The sequence below is a fragment of the Mesorhizobium sp. M7A.F.Ca.AU.001.01.1.1 genome, assembly GCF_004022735.1.
GTDB classification, from domain to species: Bacteria; Pseudomonadota; Alphaproteobacteria; order Rhizobiales; family Rhizobiaceae; genus Mesorhizobium; species Mesorhizobium ciceri.
Window position 1 is genome coordinate 1 of record NZ_RZPF01000536.1, and the last position, 4,672, is coordinate 4,672.

The 4,672-nt window shown below is 61.8% G+C and carries 5 protein-coding genes; 3 read left to right on the forward strand and 2 right to left on the reverse strand.

Annotated elements, in window-relative coordinates; all coding sequences use genetic code 11:
• Window positions 1-57: 57 nt before the first annotated feature.
• Genes cyoB through cyoD form a run of 3 tightly spaced genes read left to right on the forward strand, consistent with a single transcriptional unit; the run spans window position 58 to window position 3,148 of the window.
• Window positions 58-2,061: a cytochrome o ubiquinol oxidase subunit I gene (cyoB, locus tag EN884_RS26395; RefSeq protein ID WP_063170872.1), complete on the forward strand. Its 2,004-nt coding sequence runs from the start codon at window positions 58-60 to the stop codon at window positions 2,059-2,061.
• Window positions 2,058-2,744, forward strand: a complete 687-nt coding sequence (locus EN884_RS26400) for a cytochrome (ubi)quinol oxidase subunit III (RefSeq protein ID WP_082826763.1) — start codon at window positions 2,058-2,060, stop codon at window positions 2,742-2,744. Before cyoB ends, EN884_RS26400 begins: the two co-directional genes overlap by 4 nt.
• Entirely contained in the window at window positions 2,741-3,148 is a 408-nt protein-coding gene (gene cyoD / locus EN884_RS26405) for a cytochrome o ubiquinol oxidase subunit IV (protein ID WP_063170618.1), read from the forward strand. Before EN884_RS26400 ends, cyoD begins: the two co-directional genes overlap by 4 nt.
• Before the next feature lie 77 nt (window positions 3,149-3,225).
• Here cyoD and EN884_RS39805 read toward each other — a convergent pair whose 3' ends face one another.
• Window positions 3,226-4,131: a TRCF domain-containing protein gene (locus EN884_RS39805; RefSeq protein ID WP_245491993.1), complete on the reverse strand. Its 906-nt coding sequence runs from the start codon at window positions 4,129-4,131 to the stop codon at window positions 3,226-3,228.
• Window positions 4,128-4,672 (reverse strand): DEAD/DEAH box helicase (locus EN884_RS39810; protein WP_245491994.1); only part of this gene is annotated, 545 nt, incomplete at its 5' end. The genes EN884_RS39810 and EN884_RS39805, both read right to left, overlap by 4 nt.

Here is a 4,672-nt window from a genome sequence, read left to right on the forward strand (position 1 = left end):
GCCCGCGGCGGCGCCGCCGACGGGGCATCATCCACAGGCAGAAGGGGCGGAATGACGATGCTGGGCAAGCTCGACTCGTCGGCCATTCCCTTCGATCAACCCATCCCGCTCGTCGCGGCTCTCGGCGTCTTTCTGGCAGCGGTCGCCGTGCTTGGATGGATAACGGTGAAGGGCTACTGGCCCTATCTGTGGAACGAGTGGATAAGCTCGGTCGACCACAAGCGCATCGGCGTGATGTACATTGTGCTGGCGATGCTCATGCTTCTGCGTGGCTTCATCGATGCCATCATGATGCGCACGCAACAGGTGCTGGCGATCCACGGGCCGGGCTACCTGCCGCCGGAGCATTACGACCAGATCTTCTCCGCGCACGGCACGATTATGATCTTCTTCGCGGCGATGCCTTTCATGATCGGCCTGATGAATTTCGCCGTACCGCTGCAGCTTGGCATACGCGATGTAGCCTTTCCGACACTCAATTCCGTCAGCTTCTGGCTGACGGCTTCCGGAGCCCTGCTGGTCAACATCTCGCTTGTCATCGGTGAGTTCGCGCGCACCGGCTGGCTGCCCTATGCCCCCTTGTCGGAGACCACCTACTCGCCGGGCGTCGGCGTCGATTACTATCTGTGGTCGATCCAGATCTCCGGCGTCGGCACGCTGCTTACCGGCGTCAACCTGGTGACGACCATCCTCAAGATGCGTGCGCCTGGTATGGGCTACCTGCGAATGCCGATGTTCTGCTGGACCTCGCTCGCGTCCAACCTGCTCATCGTCGCAGCCTTCCCGATCCTCACCGCCACGCTGGCGATGCTGACGCTGGACCGCTATCTCGGCTTCCATTTCTTCACCAACGAAGCCGGCGGAAATCAGATGATGTTCGTCAACCTGATCTGGGCCTGGGGCCATCCCGAGGTCTACATTCTGGTGCTTCCCGCCTTCGGCATCTTCTCCGAGGTCTTCTCGACATTCTCGTCAAAGCCGCTGTTCGGATACCGTTCGATGGTCGCGGCCACGATGTTCATCTGCATCGTCTCGTTCATGGTCTGGCTGCATCATTTCTTCACCATGGGCGCCGGAGCAGACGTCAACGCCGCCTTCGGCATCGCCACGTCGGTCATCGCCGTCGGCACCGGGGTGAAGATCTACAACTGGCTCTTCACCATGTATGGCGGGCGCATCCGCTTCGACACGCCGATGCTTTGGGCGCTGGGCTTCGTGACCACCTTCACCGTCGGCGGCATGACCGGCGTTCTGCTTGCCGTTCCACCGGCCGACTTCGTGCTGCACAACTCCCTTTTCCTCGTCGCGCATTTCCACAACGTCATCATTTCGGGCGTGCTGTTCGGCGCGTTCGCCGGCTTCACCTACTGGTTTCCCAAGGCGTTCGGATTCCGCTTGCACGAAGGCTGGGGCAAGGCCGCATTCTGGGTCACCTTGGCCGGCTACATGCTGGTCTTCGTGCCGCTCTATATCGTCGGTCTGCTCGGCATGACGCGGCGCCTGCAGCATATCGACATGGATCTTTGGGCGCCATGGCTGGTGGTGGCCGCGTTCGGCGTGCTGGTGATGATCGCCGGCGCCGCACTGCAGATCATGCAACTCGCCGTTTCGATCCGACATCGCGACAAGCTTCGCGATGAGACAGGCGACCCATGGGACGGGCGTTCACTGGAATGGTCGACGTCTTCCCCTCCCCCCGTTTTCAACTACGCGCGGCTGCCTTTCGTCGAGGATGAAGAGCCCTACTGGCGCATCAAGCAACGGGCAAGGGAGGAGAAGAGGCCCGGTGCGGAGGAAGGATACGAGCCTATCGAGATGCCGCGCAACAGCCCGACAGGCTTCGTCACCGCCTTCTTCAGCACGCTGATCGGGTTCGCGCTGATCTGGCATATATGGTGGCTGGCGATCGTCGGCTTCATCGGCGCCTACGCGACCTTCGTCGTCTTCGCCTGGCGCGATCATGGGGATTATGAGATTCCCGCCGAAAAGGTCGCGCGCATCGACGATGACCACAAGGCCGCACAGTCAGCCCGGCTGCGGCGCTGGGAGCGGCCGGCATGAGCGATCACGCGCTACCCGGCGACTTCGGCGCGGGCACCCAGGCCCGAGACCCCTATCGGCTTGGTCAGGGCGGCCGACATGGCGTGCGCTCCGCGACCGGCCACGGAGAAGGCGGCCCGGCCTCGAAATTCGTCACCGTGGCATATGGCTTCTGGATCTTTCTGCTGTCCGACATCATCATATTCTCGGCCTTCTTCGCGGCGTATGCCGTGCTTGCCAAGGCGACCGCCGGCGGACCGACCGGCAAGGATTTGTTCGAGCCCACCCGCGTTGCGGTGCAGACGGGCCTTCTGCTCACGTCGAGCTTCACCGGTGGCCTGGCGACACTCGCGACCCATCGCAGATCGATGGCTGCCACGCAGGCCTGGCTGCTCGTCACCGGATTGCTCGGGGCAGCCTTCCTGTTTCTGGAGGTACAGGAATTCGCGGCGATGATCGGCGAGCAGGCGGGGCCTTCGCGCAGCGCATTTCTATCAGCCTTCTTTGCGCTCGTTGGCTGCCACGGCACCCATGTCGGGCTGGGGCTGCTCTGGCTGGGCACAATGATGGCGCAGCTATGGGTCAAGGGTTTTCGGTCGGATATTTTGCGGCGGCTCCACTGCTTCGGGCTTTTCTGGCACGCACTCGACATCATCTGGGTCGCCATCTTCACCCTGGTCTATCTGTTGGGAGCATCGCCATGACCATCGAGAGCAGGCCCGGCGAGATGCAGGACCGCCGCGATTCCGCACCGGGCGAGGAACGTATAACCGAGCACGAAGTGGCTGGAGGGCTGTTGGGCTATGTGATCGGCTACGGCCTGGCCATCCTGCTCACGATCGCGTCATTCCTGGCGGCTCAAACCGATCTGATTTACCAGCCGGCGGTGATTTCGGCCCTGGTGGTGCTCGCTGTCGCGCAGATGGGCGTGCATCTTGTCTTCTTTCTGCACCTGACCACCGGGCCGGACAACACCAACAACATCCTGGCCCTGGCCTTCGGCGTGCTGATCGTTGCGCTGGTGGTCCTGGGCTCGGTTTGGATCATGGCCCACCTGAACGAGAACATGGCCGCCATGACGGCCCATCAAGCCGGAACGATGCCTTAAACCTCGCCCTGCTAGTCTTGGCTGAGGTGAATATGAAGCTGGTACATTGTACCGCCGCGGTGGAGATAAAAGGCTCGTCAGACCTCGTGCTTTGGCTGAACTGCACGTATGGCATCTAGCGCCAAGCGAACGGCATCGATGCCTGAGACGCGGGGCTCGATCCGCCTGAAAATCACGCGGCCGTTTCGGTACTCCAGGCCCAACACCTTCCTGTCCCGCCATCGTGACGCCAGAGGCTTGTTGCGCAAGGTGATCGCGACGGCTTCGGGCCCAACATCAACTTTGCCGACACCCAGTTCCGACGCTGCTATCCGCAACCTGGTAAGTTCCAGCAGAACGGTCACTTCGCCAGGCATGTCACCAAAGCGGTCCTCGAGCTCCTCGCTGAATGCATCAAGGTCCAAGTCAGAACGAATACGAGAGAGCCGCGCATAGAGGCCAACACGGACAGTAGGCTCGTTTACATAGCTTTCGGGAAAAGCCCGTTTTGCAGGCACGTTGATGTTGGCAAGTTGCCTGTTGGGGTCGGCCCCTTCTCCAGCCGCCGAGACCGCCCGCTCCAGCAAGTGCTCGTAGAGGCCCACTCCGATCAGTTTCATATGCCCAGCCTGATCTTCGCCGAACAGATCGCCGGCGCCGCGCAGGTCGAGGTCCCTTTGACTGATTGCCAGGCCGGAGCCAAGCCGATCGAGCGCAAGCATTGTCGAAAGCCGGGCCCTGGTGCCGTCGGCCAGCTCAACGCCAGGTTCCGTCAGAAGAAACGCAGCCGCTTGCATCGCTCCTCTACCGACCCGACCCCGTAGCTGGTGCAACTGCGCCAGACCGAACCGGTCCGGGCGCCAGACAATGATGGTGTTGGCTCGAGGCACATCGAGCCCACTCTCGATGATGTCGGTGCTCAACAAAATGTCGCCATCACCGTCAGCGAATCCGACCATGACTTCGTCCAGCTGCCTCCCTTTCATTTCACCGTGCGCCGTCATACGCCGAGTTCCGGCACCAGCCTGTTCAGCTGGTCAGAGACCGGGCCAATGTCCTCGATGCGAGGAACCACGAAGAAACTCTGTCCACCCCTGTGAAATTCACGCAAGAGGGCCGCGCGCACCGATGCTGGATCGAACGCCGCCAGTATCGTGCGGACGGGACGTCTTTTGGCGGGCGGAGAGTTTAGAACGCTGACATCCTGGATGCCCGACAGCGCCGATTGCAGCGTCCGCGGTATCGGCGTGGCGCTCATGCTCAGCGTGTGAAGGCAGGGCGCCATCTTCCGCAGGGCCAGCTTCAACTTGACGCCGAACCGGTGCTCCTCGTCAATCACCAGCAGTCCAAGATTGGCGAATGTGACGCTCCTGGACGCCAAGGCCTGAGTACCCACGACGATCGCAACCTGGCCGCTCCGCAGGCCCTCCTTTGCCGCTTTTGCCTTTGCTGCCCCGACCATCCTTGACAGGTGGGCGACCTGCAGGCCCGTTCCTGCGAAACGTCGGCTGAACGTCTCATAGTGCTGTCTTGCCAACACGGTTG

Coding starts and splice junctions, on each gene's coding strand:
- cyoB (WP_063170872.1), top strand. CDS start 58: ATGCTGGGCAAGCTCGACTCGTCGGCCATTCCCTTCGATCAACCCATC.
- EN884_RS26400 (WP_082826763.1), top strand. CDS start 2,058: ATGAGCGATCACGCGCTACCCGGCGACTTCGGCGCGGGCACCCAGGCC.
- cyoD (WP_063170618.1), top strand. CDS start 2,741: ATGACCATCGAGAGCAGGCCCGGCGAGATGCAGGACCGCCGCGATTCC.
- EN884_RS39805 (WP_245491993.1), bottom strand. CDS start 4,131: ATGACGGCGCACGGTGAAATGAAAGGGAGGCAGCTGGACGAAGTCATG.